We start from the raw sequence: 16,716 nt of genomic DNA on the forward strand, positions 1-16,716 counted from the left end.
CCGTGCGGCTGCTCACCCGGGCCGCCGCCGCGGCGCTGCGCCTGCCCGCCGCCCGCACCGGGCGGGTCGCCGTCCGCCGGGACATTCCGGTGCGGGTACGCGACGGGGTGACGCTGCGCACTGACCACTACGCGCCCGCCTGCCCGCCGCGCCGTGCGTGCTGATCCGCACCCCGTACGGGCGGGGCGGGCCGATCCGGCTGCTGGGCCGCCTGATCGCCGAGCGGGGCTTCCACGTGGTGATCCAGTCGTGCCGCGGCACGTTCGGCTCCGGCGGCGAGTTCGCGCCGTTCGTGCACGAGCGCGACGACGGCCTGGACACGCTCGACTGGCTGCGCCGCCAGCCCTGGTGGACCGGCGCGTTCGGCATGTTCGGCGCCAGCTACCAGGGTTTCGTGCAGTGGGCGGTCGCCGCCGAGGCGGGCGAGGAACTGCGCGCGATGGTCGCCGTGGTGACCGCGTCGGCCACCCGCGACTCGACGTACGCGGGCGAGTCGTTCGCCCTGGACACGGTGCTCACCTGGGTCGAGCTGATCGAGGCGCAGACGGTGCCCTGGCTGGCCCGGCAGTGGGAACTCAAACGCGGCCAGCCCCGGCTCGCCCGCGCCCTGACGCACCTGCCGCTGGTCGAGGCCGACGGGATCGCCACCGGCGTGACCGTGCCCTTCTTCCAGGAGTGGCTGCGCCACCACACCCCCGACGCCGACTACTGGCGTACCCGGGTCTTCGGCGACCGGATCACCGAGGTCCGCGCGCCGGTCGCCATGGTCAGCGGCTGGCAGGACATCTTCCTGCCCGCCCAGCTCGACGACTACGCCCGCCTGCGGGCCGCCGGGGCACGCGTCCGCCTGGTCGTCGGGCCGTGGACGCACGGCAGTCCCGGGCTGCTCCTGGCGTCGCTGCGGGAGGGGGTGGACTGGCTCGACACGCACCTGGCCGGGCGGCCCGCGCCACCGCGGGCGCCGGTGCGGGTGCACGTCGGCGGCGTCGGCGGCGGCTGGCGCGACCTGCCGGACTGGCCGCCGCCCGCCACGCCGGTCCGGTGGTATCTGCGGTCCGGTGGCGCGCTCGCCCCGCAGCCGCAGGAGCGCGGCACGCCGGACCGCATCCGGTACGACCCGGCCGACCCGACCCCGTCGCTGGGCGGGCCGCTGCTGGTGGCTCAGCGGGCCGGCCCGGTGGACAACCGGCCGGTGGAGGCCCGCCCGGACGTGCTCACCTACACCAGTGAGCCGTTGCGGGAGCCGGTCGAGGTGGCCGGGCCGGTACGCGCCGAGATCCACCTGCGGAGCGAACTGTCGTACCTGGACGTGTTCGTGCGCCTGTGTGACGTGGACCGGCGCGGGCGCTCCTGGAACGTCTGTGACGGCCTGGTACGCGTCGAGCCGGGCCGGTTCCCGCGCGACCCGTCCGGATTGGTCACCGTGCCGGTCCCGCTCTGGCCGACCGCGTACCGCTTCGCGCCGGGGCACCGGCTGCGGGTACAGGTCTCCGGCGGCGCCCACCCCCGTTACGCGCGCAACCCCGGCACCGGTGAGCCGCTCGGCACCGCCGTGACCCTCCGCGCCGGCTGGCGGGAGGTGCTGCACGACGGCGAGCACCCCTCGGCGCTGGTGCTGCCGCTGGTGCCCGCGCTGTCCACCTGAGCCGGGCCGAGCCCGCCGGACGCCGACCGAGCCGTCCAGGTGCGCGACAGGCGTGGCAACTATTGCGCAATAGTAATTGCGCAACAGTTCTTGCGGATGCGAGAGTGGCGCCATGGCAGAGGGAACCGTCCGGCATATCACCGACTCGCGGGTGCTCGCCGCGCTCGCCCATCCGCTGCGCCGCCGGCTCATGGACGTGCTCAAGGTGTACGGCCCGTGCACCGTCGGCATGCTCGCCGTGCGCACCGATCAGGCACCGGCGAACGTGAGCCACCACCTCAAGGTGCTCGCCGCCGCCGACCTGCTGGTCGAGGCGCCCGAGCTGGCCCGGGACCGCCGGGAACGCTGGTGGAAGCCCCGCAACCGGGGCGTGCGCTGGTCCGAGTCCGACTTCGGTGACGACCCGTCCACCCGGGTCGTCGTCGAGGCCGCCGGCTCGCTCAACCTGGAGCGGCACACCGAACTGGTGCGGGCCTGGCACGCCGCGTCGGACGAGACGCACGCCGCCTGGAACGACGCCCCGTTCAGCACCGACCACTGGCTGCACCTGACCCCGGAGGAGCTGGACACGCTCGGCCGTGAGGTGATCGCCCTGCTCACCCGCTGGGCAGACCGGCCCGCCCCGGACGACGGACAGCGCCGCGAGCCGGTCTTCGTGTTCGCCCACGGCGTCCCGGGCCGGCCGTGAACGCCGTACCGGGGCGGCGGTCGTGACCGCCCCCGCGCGCACGTCCGGGCCGGTTGACGCTCCACCGGGCCGGCTGTTCCGGCACCACGACTTCCGGCTGCTCTGGACCGGCCACACGGTCAGCGCCGTGGGCAGCAACATGACCACAGTGGCGCTGCCGCTGGTCGCGGTCGCGGTGCTCGACGCGAGCACGTTCCAGGTGGCGGTGCTCACCGCCGCGGCCTGGCTGCCCTGGCTGCTGGCCGGCCTGCCGGTCGGGGCGTGGGTCGACCGGGTCCGCCGCCGCCCGGTGATGATCGCCGCCGACATCGTCGCCGCCGCGCTGTTCGCCAGCGTGCCGGTGGCCGCCCTGGCCGGACTGCTCACCGTCGGGCACCTGCTGACCGTGGCGCTCGGTGCCGGCCTGGCCCGGGTCTTCTTCGAAACCGCCGACCAGGTCTACCTGCCCACGCTGCTGCGTCCCGAGCAGGTGCCCGGCGCCAACGCCCGGCTGCACGCCACGCAGACGGCGAGCTACCTCGTCGGGCCCGGCCTCGCCGGACTGGTCGCCCAGCTCGTCGGCGCGGTGACCGCTGTGGCACTGGACGCGTTCAGCTTCCTGCTGTCCGCGCTGTGCCTGCGTCGCATCCGCGCCGTCGAACCCCGGCCGCACCGTCCCGCCGGGACGACGTCGCTGCGCCGCGAGGTCGCCACCGGGCTGCGATTCGTCGCCCGCGACCCGTACCTGCGGGTGCTGACGGTGTTCGGGGCGGCGAGCAACATCGGGCTCACCGGCTACCAGGCGGTGCTCGTGGTGTTCCTGGTCCGCTCGGCCGACCTCTCGGCGGGCCTGGTCGGCCTCCTGATCGGGCTCGCCAGCCTCGGCGGCGTGATCGGCGCGACGCTCGCCGCGCGCCTGGCCCGCCGGTTCGGCAGCGCCCGCACCGTGCTGCTCGCCGGTGCCCTCACCGGCCCGCCCGCGCTGCTCATCCCGCTGGCCGGGCCCGGCGCGCGCACGGCGTGGCTGGTGCTCGGCGGCGTGCTGGTGAGTCTGGGCGTCGCGATCGGCAACGTGGTCAAGGGCAGCTTCCGGCAGACGTACACGCCGCACCGGCTGCTCGGCCGGGTCACGGTCAGCATGCATCTGCTCAACTACGGCACGATTCCGCTGGCCGCGCTGCTCGCCGGGGCGCTGGGCGCGGCCTGGGGGCCGGGCGGCGCGATCCGGGCGATGACCGCCTGGTTGGCGCTGACCCCGCTGATCCTGCTGGCCGGGCCGCTACGGAAGCGGCGCGACCTGCCGGTCGCGCCGTCCTGATGGTGCGCTGCGACGGCGGTCGGGTTGCGACCGCCGTCACCGGCACGTCACTACATGGGACGGACGTTGTCCGCCTGCGGGCCCTTCTGGCCCTGGGTCACCTCGAACTCGACCTTCTGGCCCTCGTTCAGCTCGCGGTAGCCATTGCTCTGAATGGCCGAGTAGTGGACGAACACGTCCGGGCCTCCGCCGTCCTGCTCGATGAAGCCGAAGCCCTTTTCCGAGTTGAACCACTTGACAGTGCCGGTTGCCATGCGTCTCTCCCTGTTCAATGCGGGCGAGCACCTGCCGCGGCCGGTGATCGCCCTGTACCACCCCGACAGTAACCTCCCGGGCGGCAATCCGCTGCCGGAAGCGCGCGGCGCGCCCGGGAATACGTGTGCGGCGGGAAAAAGACCCCGTCGTCGGGCGGGGCGCGGCATGCTTGCCCCGATGAGCACGCAGACGGCTCTGGCCGACCTGGAACAGGAGATCGCGGCGCCCGGCGTGGGCCCGGACCGCCTGCGTCTGGTCGGCACGCCATTCGTGCCCGAGGTGCGCCTGCACCTGGCCGAGGACGCCATCCTGTGGTGGGCCCGGATGGAGGCCGCCGCCGGGCGGTCGCTGCCGCCGCCGTACTGGGCGTCGGTCTGGGCCGGTGGCCAGGCGCTCGCCCGGCACCTGCTGGACCATCCCGAGCTGGCCGCCGGGCGGCGCGTGCTCGACCTGGGCGCCGGATCGGGGCTGGTAGCCATCGCCGCCGCGCTCGCCGGGGCCGACGAGGTGGTCGCCAACGACATCGACCCGCACGCGGTGGCCGCCGTCACGGTGAACGCCCGCGCCAACCGGGTCCGGGTGAGCGTCGACGGCGCCGACCTGCTCGACGGGGTGGCTACCGCCGACCTGCTGGTGGCCGGCGACGCGCTCTACGACGCGGGCCTGGCCGCCCGGGTCCTGCCCTACCTGCGGCGTTGCGCCGCGCACGGGGTGCAGGTGCTGGTCGGCGACCCGGACCGGGGCCACCTGCCGCCGGACGGGCTGGAAGTGGTGGCCAGCTATCCGGTGCCGACCACCGAACCCGCCGTCGACTCCCCGGTACGCCGGGTGCAGGTGCTGCGCCCCCGCTGACCCCCAGGAAACTCCGGGTCGGGTGTCGGGGACCACTGGGGGTACGTGCCCGATGTGCCGGTGCGCCACCGGGACATAGCGTGCTGCTCATGAACGAACTCGTGGCCGCCGCCGGTGAGCTGCCCACCACCCTGCTGATGGGGCTGCTCGGCGTGGTCATGCTCGCTGACGCCGTACCCCTCATCGGGGTGCTGGTGCCCGGCGACGCGGCGGTCCTCGCGGCGGTCGGCGCGGGCCGCCCGGCCGGCGGGGCGCTCACCGTCGCGGCGGTGGTCGCCGGCTGCGTGGCCGGGTGGTCGCTGAGCTTCTTCGCCGGCCGGCGCTGGGGCGGGTGGCTGCGGGACAGCCGGGTGGGCGGCTGGATCGGCGAGTCCCGCTGGGCAGCCGCCGAGACGCTGCTGCACCGCGGTGGCGGACGGATCGTGCTGGTGGCCCCGTTCCTGCCGGTTTTCAACGCGCTGCTGCCGCTGGCGGCCGGCGGGCTGCGGATGTCGTACCGGCGGTTCCTGGCGTGCGCGGCGGCCGGGGCGACCGCGTGGGCCGGGCTCTACGTGGCGCTGGGGCTGGCCGCGCGGGCGCTGACCGGCCTGCTGCCTACGGCGCTCAACCCGACGGTGCTGACCATGGCGGTCGGGCTGCTGCTGGCCGGTCCGGTGCTGCTCGTCACCCGGCGGCGGCTGCGGGCGGTCACCGGCTGATCGCGCCCGGCCCGGCCGCCACGGGGGAGGCCGGGCCGGGCGTGCTCACCAGCCGCGGGCGCGCCACTGCGGCAGCGCGGGCCGCTCGGCGCCGATGGTGCTGTCCGTGCCGTGGCCCGGGTAGAACCAGGTGTCGTCCGGCAGCCGGTCGAACAGCTTGGTCTCGACGTCGTCGATGAGCCGGCCGAAGCGCTCCGGGTCCTGGTCGGTGTTTCCCACGCCACCCGGGAAGAGGGAGTCCCCGGTGAAGAGATGCGGGGTGCCGGCCGGGTCGCGGTAGAGCAGCGCGATCGAACCCGGCGTGTGCCCGCGCACGTGGATGACCTCCAGCGCGCAGTCACCGACCGGCACCGTGTCGCCGTCGGCGAGCCGCTCGGCCTCGATGGGCAGGCCCTCGGCGTCGTCGGCGTGCACCAGCGCGCGCGCACCGGTCTTGGCCACCACCTCCTCCAGCGCGACCCAGTGGTCCATGTGCTGGTGGGTGGTCACCACGGCGGCCAGCCCGCCGTCGCCGACCAGCTCCAGCAGGCGCGGCGCCTCGTTCGCGGCGTCGATCAGCACCTGCTCGCCGGTGGCCTTGCAGCGCAGCAGATAGGCGTTGTTGTCCATCGGGCCCACCGACAGCTTGGTGACGGTGAGCCGGTCGAGCTCGCGTACGGCCGGCGGGCCGCCGGGCGTGACGTCTCCGGTGTAGGTCATGACGATGTTCAGATCCATTCCGGTGGGTTCGGCAGGGGGCCGTCGGGTTCGACGGTGAGCATCTCGCCCGCGCCCCGGCCGGTCAGCCAGGCGGCGAGTTCCGGCGCGGGGCCGGTGACCGTGGGCGCCCCCTCCGGGTCGCCCACGACGAGTTCGGACGCGGCGCCGTCGAAACGCAGCACCATGGACGGCGCGGCCGGGTCGCCGGCCAGCCCGGTCACCACCTCGTGCAGCAGCCGCTGGGCGAACGCCTCCGGCCAGTCCACGGGCCGGTAACCGGCGGCCAGGTCGACGTGGTGCACCTCGACCTCGCGCAGCCGGCCCCAGACCAGCATCGCCGCCGGCCACGGGCCACGCCGGGTCTGCACCGTGGTGCCCCAGGCGTCGACGGGCATCGCCGCGACCGCCGCGTCGAGGCGTTGGCCGCTGCGGCGTACGTCGTCCAGCAGGTCGGCCGGGCCACGGCCGGCACCGGCGTCGATGTCGTCGGCGCGGCTCTGCGCCGAGGCGTACATCGGGATCTCCTCGCCGGTGCGCGCGGAGGTGAGCAGGTTGACGAACCCGTCGGCGTTGCGGGCCAGGTGGGTGAGCACGTGCGCGCGGGACCAGCCCGGCAGCAGGGACGGCGCCGCGACGTCCGCGGCGGTCAGGCCGGACACGGTACGCAGCAGCCGGTCGTTCGCCTCGGCCAGCGCGCCGGTCAGCAGCAGGGGGTCGGCGGTCATCGGTTTCTCACGGTCCGACCCTAGCGGGCCGGACCGGGCCGTGCCGCCGGGGAAATCGCTTTCGGCGCGTCGGCGTGGCCCCTACCGTCGGGGCCGACGACACGGGGAGCGGGGCCGGACGCGCCGGGCTCCACGTCGTCCCGAACGCGGCACCGGGAGTCGGAGGGGAGGTGGTGCGCATGCCGGTCGCAACGCGTGTGTTCCGCCGTATCTCCCCTCGACACCGATGAGGACACCATGACTCTCGATCTGACCGCCCTCGGCTGGGATACCGGCTGGGCGGCCCATCTCGACCGTCGCTCCGGCCGTACACCCGGGCGTGTCGCCCGGGTGGACCGGGGCGTCTGCACCGTGCTGTGCCCGCAGGGGCCGGTGCGGGCCAGCCTCGGCGGCGGCGTGCTGTCCGCCGCCGCCCGCGACCTGACCGCGCTGCCCTGCGCGGGTGACTGGGTGCTGCTGTGCGCCTGGCCGGACGGCCCGGTCACCGTGGAGGCGGTGCTGCCCCGGCGTACCGCGCTGGTGCGGCGTACCGCCGGCAAGGACGCCAGTGGCCAGGTGCTGGCCGCCAACCTCGACGCCGCCGCGGTGGTCGAGCCGGTGCACCCGGAGCCGGACGCCGCGCGGATCGAACGGCTGCTGTCCCTGGTGCACGAATCCGGGGCGGAGCCGCTGGTCGTGCTCACCAAGGCCGACCTGGCCGCCGACCCGGCGGCGGTGGCCCGGCAACTGGCCGACCTCGCGCCGGGGGTGCCGGTGCTGCCGGTCAGCGCCGAGCGGGGCACCGGCCTGGCGCCGCTGCGCCGGCACGTCGGCCCGGGGCGCACGCTCGGCCTGCTCGGCCCGTCCGGGGCCGGCAAGTCGAGCCTGGTCAACGCGCTGGCCGGGGCTGACGTGATGCGCACCCAGGCGATCCGCCGGGTCGACGGCAAGGGCCGGCACACCACCACCTGGCGGTCGCTGGTGCCGCTGCCGGGTGGGGGAGCGGTGCTGGACACCCCCGGCGTACGGGCGGTCGGCCTGCTCGACGGCGCGGCCGGCCTGGACCGGGCGTTCGCCGACATCACCGAGCTGGCCGCCGGCTGCCGGTACGGCGACTGCGCCCACGACGCCGAGCCGGGCTGCGCGGTGCGGGCCGCGCTGGACGACGGTGCGCTGCCGGTGCGCCGCTGGGAGAGCTGGCGCCGGCTGCAGCGGGAGATCGAGTACGAGAGCGGCCGGCGCGCGGCCCGGTCGGCGGCCGAACGGCGGGGCGGCCGGCGGGCCGGGCGGCGACGCACCGGACGTCCGGCCACCCCGCCCGGTCCTGGGGGATTCTGAGCCGGCGCGGGCCGGTCGGGTGGTCCTGCGTGGTTCGCGCCCGACTGGCCTGAGCTGGGGGAATGTTCGCACGACGGAAGTTGTCATACGCCGGGGCTAGAGTTGCCGAGGCGTTTTCTCTGCGCCTCGACAACCTGTGAAAACCATCCAGACCCGGCGTCTGGTGCACAGATCCGCCTCATATTCTTCTTCCGGGAGCACACGCACCGTGGCCGACCGACTGATCATCCGTGGCGCGCGCGAGCACAACCTGCGTGACGTGAGTCTCGACCTGCCCCGGGACGCCCTGATCGTCTTCACCGGGCTCTCCGGTTCGGGCAAGTCGAGCCTGGCGTTCGACACCATCTTCGCCGAGGGGCAGCGCCGCTACGTCGAGTCGCTGTCGTCGTACGCCCGGCAGTTCCTCGGCCAGATGGACAAGCCCGACGTCGACTTCATCGAGGGCCTCAGTCCCGCCGTCTCCATCGACCAGAAGTCCACCTCGCGCAACCCGCGCTCCACCGTCGGCACCATCACCGAGGTCTACGACTACCTCCGCCTGCTGTTCGCCCGCATCGGCGAGCCGCACTGCCCGGTCTGCGGCGAGCGGATCTCCAAGCAGAGCCCGCAGCAGATCGTCGACCGGGTCCTGGCCATGGCCGAGGGCACCCGGTTCATGGTGCTCGCGCCGGTGGTGCGCGGCCGCAAGGGCGAGTACGTCGACCTCTTCGCCGAACTCCAGGCCAAGGGCTACGCCCGCGCCCGGGTCGACGGCGTGGTGCACCCGCTGACCGAGCCGCCGAAGCTCAAGAAGCAGGAGAAGCACACCATCGAGGTGGTGATCGACCGGCTCAGCGTCAAGCCGAGCGCCAAGCAGCGGCTGACCGACTCGGTCGAGGCCGCGCTCGGCCTGTCCGGCGGCCTGGTGCTGCTCGACTTCGTCGACCTGCCGGAGGACGACCCGGCCCGGGAGCGCCGCTACTCCGAGCACCTGGCCTGCCCGAACGACCACCCGCTCGCCATCGAGGACCTGGAACCCCGGGTCTTCTCCTTCAACGCCCCGTACGGCGCCTGCCCGGAGTGCACCGGCCTGGGCACCAAGAAGGAGGTGGACCCGGAGCTGGTCATCCCCGACCCGGAGCGCACCCTGCGCGAGGGCGCGATCCAGCCCTGGGCCACCGGGCACAACCTCGAATACTTCCTGCGGCTGCTGGAGGCGCTCGGCGAGGCCGAGCACTTCGACATCGACACGCCGTGGCGGGCGCTGCCGTCGCGGGCGCAGAAGACGATCCTGCACGGCTCCGACGACCAGGTGCACGTGCGCTACCGCAACAAGTACGGCCGCGAGCGGTCCTACTACACCGGCTTCGAGGGCGTGGTGCAGTGGATCGAGCGCCGGCACACCGACACCGAGTCGGAATGGTCCCGGGACAAGTACGAGGGCTACATGCGGGACGTGCCCTGCGCGGCCTGCGGCGGCACCCGGCTCAAGCCCGAGGTGCTCGCGGTCACCCTGGCCGGCAAGAGCATCGCCGAGGTCTGCAACCTCTCCGTCGGCGAGGCGGCCGACCTGCTGGCCGGCATCGAGCTGACCGACCGGCAGAAGATGATCGCCGAGCGGGTGCTCAAGGAGATCAACGCCCGGCTGAAGTTCCTGCTCGACGTGGGCCTGGACTACCTGTCCCTGGACCGCCCGGCCGGCACCCTCTCCGGCGGTGAGGCGCAGCGCATCCGGCTCGCCACCCAGATCGGCTCGGGCCTGGTCGGTGTGCTCTACGTGCTCGACGAGCCGTCGATCGGCCTGCACCAGCGGGACAACCACCGGCTCATCGAGACGCTGCTGCGGCTGCGCGGCCTGGGCAACACGCTGATCGTGGTCGAGCACGACGAGGACACCATCCGGGTCGCCGACTGGATCGTCGACATCGGCCCGGGCGCGGGCGAGCACGGCGGCAAGATCGTGCACAGCGGGTCGGTACCGGCGCTGCTGGACAACACCGAGTCGGTCACCGGGGCGTACCTGGCCGGCCGCAAGGCCATCCCGACGCCCGCCACCCGCCGGCCGCAGACGCCGGGCCGGGAGCTGGTGGTGCACGGCGCGCGCGAGCACAACCTGCGCAACCTCACCGTGAGCTTCCCGCTGGGCCAGCTCATCGCGGTCACCGGGGTCAGCGGGTCGGGCAAGTCGACGCTGGTGAACGACATCCTCTACGCCGTGCTGGCCAATCAGATCAACGGGGCCCGGCTGGTGCCCGGCCGGCACACCCGGGTCACCGGCCTGGAGCACGTGGACAAGGTCGTCGGCGTGGACCAGTCACCGATCGGGCGGACGCCGCGGTCCAACCCCGCCACGTACACCGGGGTCTGGGACCACGTCCGCAAACTCTTCGCCGAGACCACCGAGGCCAAGGTCCGGGGGTACGGCCCGGGCCGGTTCTCGTTCAACGTCAAGGGCGGGCGCTGCGAGGCGTGCTCCGGTGACGGCACCATCAAGATCGAGATGAACTTCCTGCCGGACGTCTACGTCCCCTGCGAGGTGTGCAAGGGCGCCCGCTACAACCGCGAGACCCTTGAGGTGCACTACAAGGGCAAGACGGTCGCCGAGGTGCTGGACATGCCGATCGAGGAGGCGGCCGAGTTCTTCTCCGCCATCCCGGCCATCCACCGGCACCTCAGGACGCTCGTCGACGTCGGCCTCGGCTACGTCCGCCTCGGCCAGCCCGCGCCGACGCTGTCCGGCGGCGAGGCGCAGCGCGTCAAGCTCGCCTCCGAACTCCAGAAGCGCTCCACCGGCCGCACCGTCTACGTGCTCGACGAGCCCACCACCGGCCTGCACTTCGAGGACATCCGCAAGCTGCTGATGGTGCTGGAGGGCCTGGTCGACAAGGGCAACACGGTCATCACCATCGAGCACAACCTCGACGTGATCAAGACGGCCGACTGGCTCATCGACATGGGCCCCGAGGGCGGCCACCGGGGCGGCACCGTACTCGCCACCGGCACGCCGGAGGAGGTCGCCGAGGTGCCGGAGAGCCACACCGGGGAGTTCCTGCGGCCGATCCTCAAGCTCGACGGCGAGGCCAAGGGCGCCAAGGCGGCCACCACCCGGGCGGCGAAGGCCAACGGCAGCGCCAAGCCGCGGGCCCGCAAGGTGCCCGCCGGGGCGCGCTGACCGGCCTCCTGCAACGGGCGGCCGTTAATTGACGCGTCAAAATGAACCGTGCCGCACGCATGTGCGTGTTCCGCAGTAAGTCGAGAGAAAGGCCGGAGATGAGTGATGATCAGGCGTTGACCCGACCGGTCACCCAGAGCCGCCGCAGTCTGCTCGCCGGTGCCGGCGCAGTGGGCGTGGCAGTGGTGCTCGCGGGCTGCGGCAGCGACGACGACGCGTCCCCGGGGCTCGCCCCGACCAGCGGTGGCCCGCCCGGCGCCACCGCGACCGGTGACGCCGGTGGCGGTGACCGGGCCGGCAGCAACGCCGTGGCCCGTACCTCGGACATCCCGGTCGGCGGGGGCGCGGTCTTCGCCACCCAGGGCGTGGTGATCACCCAGCCCGAGGCCGGCCAGTTCAAGGCGTTCGACCCGATCTGCACGCACCAGCGCTGCCCGGTGTCGAACGTCGACGGCGGCACGATCAACTGCACCTGCCACAACAGCCGGTTCTCGATCACCGACGGCTCGGTGAAGGGGGGCCCGGCCACCAAGCCGCTCGCGGCCAAGGAGATCAAGGTCGACGGCGACCAGATCCGCCTGGCCTGACCGGGTCCGCGTCCCCGCCACGTCGTGCGGGGACGCGGGCCTGCCGGCCGCCGCTCAGCCGGGGCCGTAGGACTCCCGCTCGGGTAGGCGCATCTCGTCCCGCAGGCCGTTCTCGGTGTACTCGATCGGGTGCTCGGGATCGATCTCGAAGTGGCCGTCGCCGTCCCGGTCGACGGGCAGCCCGCTCGCCTGACGTTCCGCTTCCTTCACCCCTTCGCCGTCCCGCCCGACATCCGGGTCTTCGGGGTTTTCGTAGCGGTCATCGAGATACGTGTCGTTGTCGTAGTCGTAGACGTGCGCCATCTCGTGGAAGAGCACGACCGGTGGCGGCGCGTGCCGGAAGTCGTCGAAGTCGGGGTTGTACTCGATCTCGGGCAAACCCATCGTTCCGTCGTCCGCCGTGGCGCTCTGGTCGTCGAACTCCCTGATCCAGGGATGGGCGTCGTTCATCTCCTCCAGCATGAGCCGGCCGTTCCGGTCTCGGTCTGCCGCTGCCCGTACACCAGGTCGCCGTCGCGCCCCGCGGTGCCACCCGAGACGGTGTCGGCGCCCTGGCCGGTGTAGATGGTGTCGTCACCGGCTCCACCGGCGATCGTGTCGCTGCCCCGGCCGCCCGAGAGCACGTCGTCGTGCCGACCGCCGTCGAGGCTGTCGTCGCCCCGTCCGCCGTCGAGATAGTCCCGGTTGTCGCCGCCGGAGAGGCGGTCGGAACCCGACCCGCCGTAGAGGGTGTCCCCGCCCTGCCCGCCGATGAGCCGGTCGTCACCGGTGTACGTGGACAGGTAATCCTGGCCCGCGCCGTCACCGGCCCCGGACTCGATGGTATCCGCGCCGTAGCCGCCGAGCACGACGTCAGCGCCCTCGCCGGTGTGGATGCGGTCGTCCCCGGCGCTGCCGAGCACTGTCACCCCGCCGGCACCCGGGCCGACCTGCACGCGGTCGTCACCGGAGCCGCCGCGGACCGTCAACTCGACGCCGTCCGGCACCGGCGCACTCCACGCGACCAACGAGCCGACCAGCAGCTCCACCCGCAGCTCGCCGGTGAGCGGGTCACGGACCACGCGGATGTCGTTGTCGCCGCTGCCGGCGTTGACGACCATCCGACCGCCGACGAAGATCACCCCGGGTCGGGACGGCTCGTTCGGCAGCGTGAACGGTGTCGTGCCGACGGTGTATCGCCACCACGCGTCGTTTATGACTCCCAGCGCCTCGCTGACCTTGCGAAGACCGGCCGCCGAGTCCTGCTGCACGTCCAGCGCCGGCCGGCGGATCGCCTCGGCGGCTGCCACTGCCGAACTCACGGCGGTGACGCCGGAGGCGTCGGACGGGGCGAAGGTGACCTGGTCGACGGACCGTCGCGCGGGCACGACCCCGCTCAGGGCCTTCCACTCGTGGTCGAGCAGCAGTTGGGCACGGCTGAGCGCGTCCGCCACGTCGTCGACCGCCCGGGCGCCGAGCTCGGCCTGCGTCGCGAACTCGTCGAGGTCCCGAACCAACTTTCGGCCGTGTTCGGCGTACGAGTCCGCGACGTCGCCGCTCCACCCGTTGGTGAACAACGCGCTCGCCCCGTGCTTGGCGCTCGCCGCGCCGTCCCGGGCGGCCTGGGCGAGGACGCGCCACGCCTTGGCCGCGGCGAGCAGTCGCTCCGGATCGGCGTTCAGCGACCACAGGTCGGCTGAGACGATCGGGGCGGGCGGCGTCTCGACGGCGAGCCCGGGGGCGGTCATGTCAGGTCACCGCCGAGCCGGGACCCCCTGAAGCCGCCGGCCTCCTCGTCGGTCCGTTGGGTCGTGAACGCGACCAGGTAGAGCCGGTCGGCGTCACCTTCCAGCACCGCCTGGAGCACGCCCGCGGTCGCCAGCGCGGCTTCCGTCGCGTCCTGGCAGGCGTTGTAGGTCGGCTCCGCAGCCGGTGTGTCACCGAACGCGGCCGACGCAGCGGGGAAGTGTTCCTGCGCCCCGCAGCATCGCGTCGCCGTACTCCTGCGATGCGGTGAGGACCCGCGTCGCGAAACCGGCGACGTCTTCGGGATCGACGGCGAAACCACCCATACCGCAAGCTAGCAACAGCGGCACGGCATCGACACGTACCTTTCGCCATCTGTCAGTTTCCGGCGCCCCGGTCCCGCAGCCGGGGCCGGTTCCCCGCGACGGCGGCGGACCTGCGCGCGGGTTTTGACACAGGTGCTGGCTAGGCTTGCTGCGTGGCTGACCCCTCGACCTACCGTCCCGCGACCGGCACCATCCCGGAGTCGCCAGGGGTCTACCGCTTCCGCGACGGCACCGGCCGGGTCATCTACGTCGGCAAGGCGCGCAACCTGCGCAGCCGGCTCAACTCCTACTTCGCCGACCCGGTCGGTCTGCACCAGCGCACCCGGCAGATGGTCTTCACCGCCGAGTCGGTCGACTGGATCACCGTCGCCACCGAGGTCGAGGCGCTCCAGCAGGAATACACCTGGATCAAGCAGTACGACCCCCGGTTCAACGTCCGCTACCGCGACGACAAGTCGTACCCCTATCTCGCCGTCACGCTCGACGAGGAATACCCGCGGTTGCAGGTGATGCGCGGGGTGAAGCGCAAGGGCGTGCGCTACTTCGGGCCGTACTCGCACGCGTGGGCGATCCGCGAGACGCTCGACCTGCTGCTGCGGGTCTTCCCGGCGCGGACCTGCTCGTCCGGGGTGTTCAAGCGCGCCGGCCAGGTCGGTCGGCCCTGCCTGCTGGGCTACATCGGCAAGTGCTCGGCGCCGTGCGTCGGCAGCGTCAGCGCCGAGCGGCACCGGGAGATCGTCGACGGCTTCTGCGACTTCATGGCCGGCCGCACCGACACGATGGTGCGGCGGCTGGAGAAGGAGATGCTCGACGCCAGCGAGCAGTTGGAGTTCGAGCGGGCCGCCCGCCTGCGCGACGACGTCGCGGCGCTGCGCCGGGCCATGGAGAAGCAGACGGTGGTGCTCGGCGACGGCACCGACGCCGACGTGGTCGCCTTCGCCGACGACCCGCTCGAAGCCGCCGTGCAGGTCTTCCACGTCCGCGGCGGCCGGGTGCGCGGCCAGCGCGGCTGGGTGGTGGAGAAGACTGAGGACCTGAGCACCGGCGACCTCGTGCACCACTTCTGCACCCAGGTGTACGGCGGTGAGCAGGGCGAGGCCGACGTGCCCCGCGAACTGCTCGTGCCCGAGCTGCCCGGCGACGCCGACGCGCTCGCCGACTGGCTCTCCGCCCGCCGGGGCAGCCGGGTGTCGCTGCGGGTGCCGCAGCGCGGCGACAAGCGGTCGCTGCTGGAGACCGTCGAGCGCAACGCCAAGGACGCGCTGGCCCGGCACAAGCTGAAGCGGGCCGGCGACCTGACCACCCGCAGCCAGGCGCTCGACCAGATCGCCGAAGCGCTCGCCATGGACACCTCGCCCCTTCGCATCGAGTGCTTCGACGTGTCCCAGATCCAGGGCACCGACGTGGTCGCCAGCATGGTGGTGTTCGAGGACGGGCTGCCCCGCAAGAGCGAATACCGGCGGTTCATCGTGCGCGGCGCGACCGACGACCTGTCGGCCATGTCCGAGGTGCTGCGGCGGCGCTTCGCCCGCTACCTCGACGCCCGCGCCGAGACCGGTGAGCTGGGCGAGGAGACCGCCTCCGACCCGGACCGCCCCGGCGTCGACCCGACCACCGGGCGGCCGCGCAAGTTCGCGTACCCGCCGCAGCTCGTCGTGGTCGACGGCGGCCCGCCCCAGGTCGCCGCCGCCGCGAAGGCGCTCGCCGAACTGGGCATCGACGACGTGGCACTCTGCGGGCTGGCCAAGCGGCTGGAGGAGGTGTGGCTGCCCGACGACGAGTTCCCGGTGATCCTGCCGCGCACCTCCGAGGCGCTCTACCTGCTGCAACGGGTACGCGACGAGGCTCACCGCTTCGCCATCACGTTCCACCGCCAGCGGCGCTCCAAGCGGATGACCGAATCCGCGCTGGACAACGTGCCCGGCCTCGGCGACGTACGCCGCAAGGCGCTGCTGCGGCACTTCGGCTCGCTGAAGCGGCTGTCCGCCGCCACGGTGGAGGAGATCACCGAGGTGCCCGGGGTCGGCAGGCGTACGGCCGAGGCGATCCTGGCCGCCCTCGACGGCTCCACCGCCGACGCCACGACCCCTTCCTGACCCGTCCCGCGCCCGGGTTCCGCCGTCACGCCCGCCGTCCCGCCCCGCCGGCGCGTCACCACCGCCCCCGCCCTCGGTGGAACCTGACGGGTGTCTCCGACCGCATGTGACACCCATGGCGTTCCACCGACGAAACGATCCCGAAGTACGGAACGGCTGTCCTGTGCTCTGGGAGGCTGGGCGCTGCCGTGCCGCTGCGCCGGCCGGTCCCCGCTCCCGCTCCCGCGATCTTGCACTTTGGGCCCGCGAGATGCCTTTTTTGCGTTATTCGTCCGGGCGCCAACTGCAAGATCGCGCGCCTGAGTGGGGGAGGCCTGCCAGATCCGTCTGCGCGGTGTGGGTGGTGGGGTGAGCGGTGTCCGGTTCGGCGGGGTGGCCGGGGCTGTGGTCGGTGCCACCGTCAGCGTGGAATCGGTGGCGGGCGCGGGGCGTTGTACATGGCTGACACCCCAGGCACCGCAACGAGCGCCGGCCCCCGGCCCGGCATGGCACCCGGGCAGGTCAGGGAATCGCCCCGGCCCGGTCGTCGTTACATCCCCCGAGCCGCGCAGAGCAGGCCCCTTCAGCCGGGCCGCCCGCGTGCCACCGCCCGCCCGACGGGCACCCCCCAAGACTTTCACCCCCTTTCGCGGCACCCCCTGCCGCGTCATCCCCC

The 16,716-nt window shown here is 73.3% G+C and carries 13 protein-coding genes and 1 pseudogene; 9 read left to right on the forward strand and 5 right to left on the reverse strand.

Annotated features, from left to right (window positions below; translation table 11 throughout):
• Positions 1 to 2 precede the first annotated feature (2 nt).
• The 3 genes and pseudogenes from ACFYO8_RS15665 (at position 3) to ACFYO8_RS15675 (ending at position 3,630) form a co-directional block, all read left to right on the forward strand.
• Positions 3 to 1,645: pseudogene (locus ACFYO8_RS15665) on the forward strand (CocE/NonD family hydrolase).
• A 112-nt stretch (positions 1,646 to 1,757) separates the two neighbouring features.
• On the forward strand, positions 1,758 to 2,333 hold the full coding sequence (locus ACFYO8_RS15670; RefSeq protein ID WP_354872709.1) for a helix-turn-helix domain-containing protein: 576 nt from the start codon (positions 1,758 to 1,760) through the stop codon (positions 2,331 to 2,333).
• Positions 2,334 to 2,355: 22 nt separating this feature from the next.
• Entirely contained in the window at positions 2,356 to 3,630 is a 1,275-nt protein-coding gene (locus tag ACFYO8_RS15675) for an MFS transporter (RefSeq protein ID WP_354872706.1), read from the forward strand.
• A 50-nt stretch (positions 3,631 to 3,680) separates the two neighbouring features.
• Here the strand turns inward: ACFYO8_RS15675 and ACFYO8_RS15680 are convergent, their stop codons facing one another.
• Complete coding sequence (locus ACFYO8_RS15680) at positions 3,681 to 3,884, reverse strand: cold-shock protein (RefSeq protein WP_184686822.1); 204 nt, start codon at positions 3,882 to 3,884, stop codon at positions 3,681 to 3,683.
• A 178-nt stretch (positions 3,885 to 4,062) separates the two neighbouring features.
• Between ACFYO8_RS15680 and ACFYO8_RS15685 the strand changes: the two genes are divergently transcribed.
• Positions 4,063 to 4,737, forward strand: a complete 675-nt coding sequence (locus tag ACFYO8_RS15685) for a 50S ribosomal protein L11 methyltransferase (RefSeq protein ID WP_354872703.1) — start codon at positions 4,063 to 4,065, stop codon at positions 4,735 to 4,737.
• A gap of 89 nt (positions 4,738 to 4,826) precedes the next feature.
• Positions 4,827 to 5,435, forward strand: a complete 609-nt coding sequence (locus ACFYO8_RS15690) for a VTT domain-containing protein (protein ID WP_354872700.1) — start codon at positions 4,827 to 4,829, stop codon at positions 5,433 to 5,435.
• 45 nt (positions 5,436 to 5,480) lie between these two features.
• Here ACFYO8_RS15690 and ACFYO8_RS15695 read toward each other — a convergent pair whose 3' ends face one another.
• Together ACFYO8_RS15695 and ACFYO8_RS15700 are read right to left on the reverse strand one after the other, a co-directional pair.
• Positions 5,481 to 6,134, reverse strand: coding sequence for an MBL fold metallo-hydrolase (locus ACFYO8_RS15695; RefSeq protein WP_354872698.1), 654 nt, complete (start codon positions 6,132 to 6,134; stop codon positions 5,481 to 5,483).
• Between the two features lie 8 nt (positions 6,135 to 6,142).
• Positions 6,143 to 6,859: a maleylpyruvate isomerase family mycothiol-dependent enzyme gene (locus ACFYO8_RS15700; protein WP_354872695.1), complete on the reverse strand. Its 717-nt coding sequence runs from the start codon at positions 6,857 to 6,859 to the stop codon at positions 6,143 to 6,145.
• A 237-nt stretch (positions 6,860 to 7,096) separates the two neighbouring features.
• Here ACFYO8_RS15700 and rsgA point away from each other — a divergent pair, with 237 nt between their 5' ends.
• From rsgA to ACFYO8_RS15715, 3 genes are all read left to right on the forward strand, one after another.
• The gene (gene rsgA / locus ACFYO8_RS15705; RefSeq protein ID WP_354872693.1) at positions 7,097 to 8,176 is read left to right on the forward strand and encodes a ribosome small subunit-dependent GTPase A; all 1,080 of its coding nucleotides are present in this window, start codon (positions 7,097 to 7,099) and stop codon (positions 8,174 to 8,176) included.
• Positions 8,177 to 8,384: 208 nt separating this feature from the next.
• The gene (gene uvrA, locus ACFYO8_RS15710; protein WP_354872691.1) at positions 8,385 to 11,327 is read left to right on the forward strand and encodes an excinuclease ABC subunit UvrA; all 2,943 of its coding nucleotides are present in this window, start codon (positions 8,385 to 8,387) and stop codon (positions 11,325 to 11,327) included.
• A 98-nt stretch (positions 11,328 to 11,425) separates the two neighbouring features.
• The gene (locus ACFYO8_RS15715; RefSeq protein WP_354872689.1) at positions 11,426 to 11,914 is read left to right on the forward strand and encodes a Rieske (2Fe-2S) protein; all 489 of its coding nucleotides are present in this window, start codon (positions 11,426 to 11,428) and stop codon (positions 11,912 to 11,914) included.
• Between the two features lie 54 nt (positions 11,915 to 11,968).
• Here the strand turns inward: ACFYO8_RS15715 and ACFYO8_RS15720 are convergent, their stop codons facing one another.
• Together ACFYO8_RS15720 and ACFYO8_RS15725 are read right to left on the reverse strand one after the other, a co-directional pair.
• Positions 11,969 to 12,364, reverse strand: a complete 396-nt coding sequence (locus tag ACFYO8_RS15720) for a M91 family zinc metallopeptidase (RefSeq protein ID WP_387189561.1) — start codon at positions 12,362 to 12,364, stop codon at positions 11,969 to 11,971.
• On the reverse strand, positions 12,361 to 13,641 hold the full coding sequence (locus tag ACFYO8_RS15725) for a PPE domain-containing protein (protein ID WP_355095586.1): 1,281 nt from the start codon (positions 13,639 to 13,641) through the stop codon (positions 12,361 to 12,363). The genes ACFYO8_RS15720 and ACFYO8_RS15725 overlap by 4 nt, the downstream gene beginning before the upstream one ends.
• A 476-nt stretch (positions 13,642 to 14,117) precedes the next feature.
• On the opposite strand from ACFYO8_RS15725, the gene uvrC reads away from it, so the two are divergent.
• Complete coding sequence (uvrC, locus tag ACFYO8_RS15730) at positions 14,118 to 16,061, forward strand: excinuclease ABC subunit UvrC (protein WP_355095584.1); 1,944 nt, start codon at positions 14,118 to 14,120, stop codon at positions 16,059 to 16,061.
• Positions 16,062 to 16,716 lie beyond the last annotated feature (655 nt).

The sequence above is a fragment of the Micromonospora sp. NPDC005257 genome (assembly GCF_042872445.1).
Taxonomy (GTDB): Bacteria; Actinomycetota; Actinomycetes; order Mycobacteriales; family Micromonosporaceae; genus Micromonospora.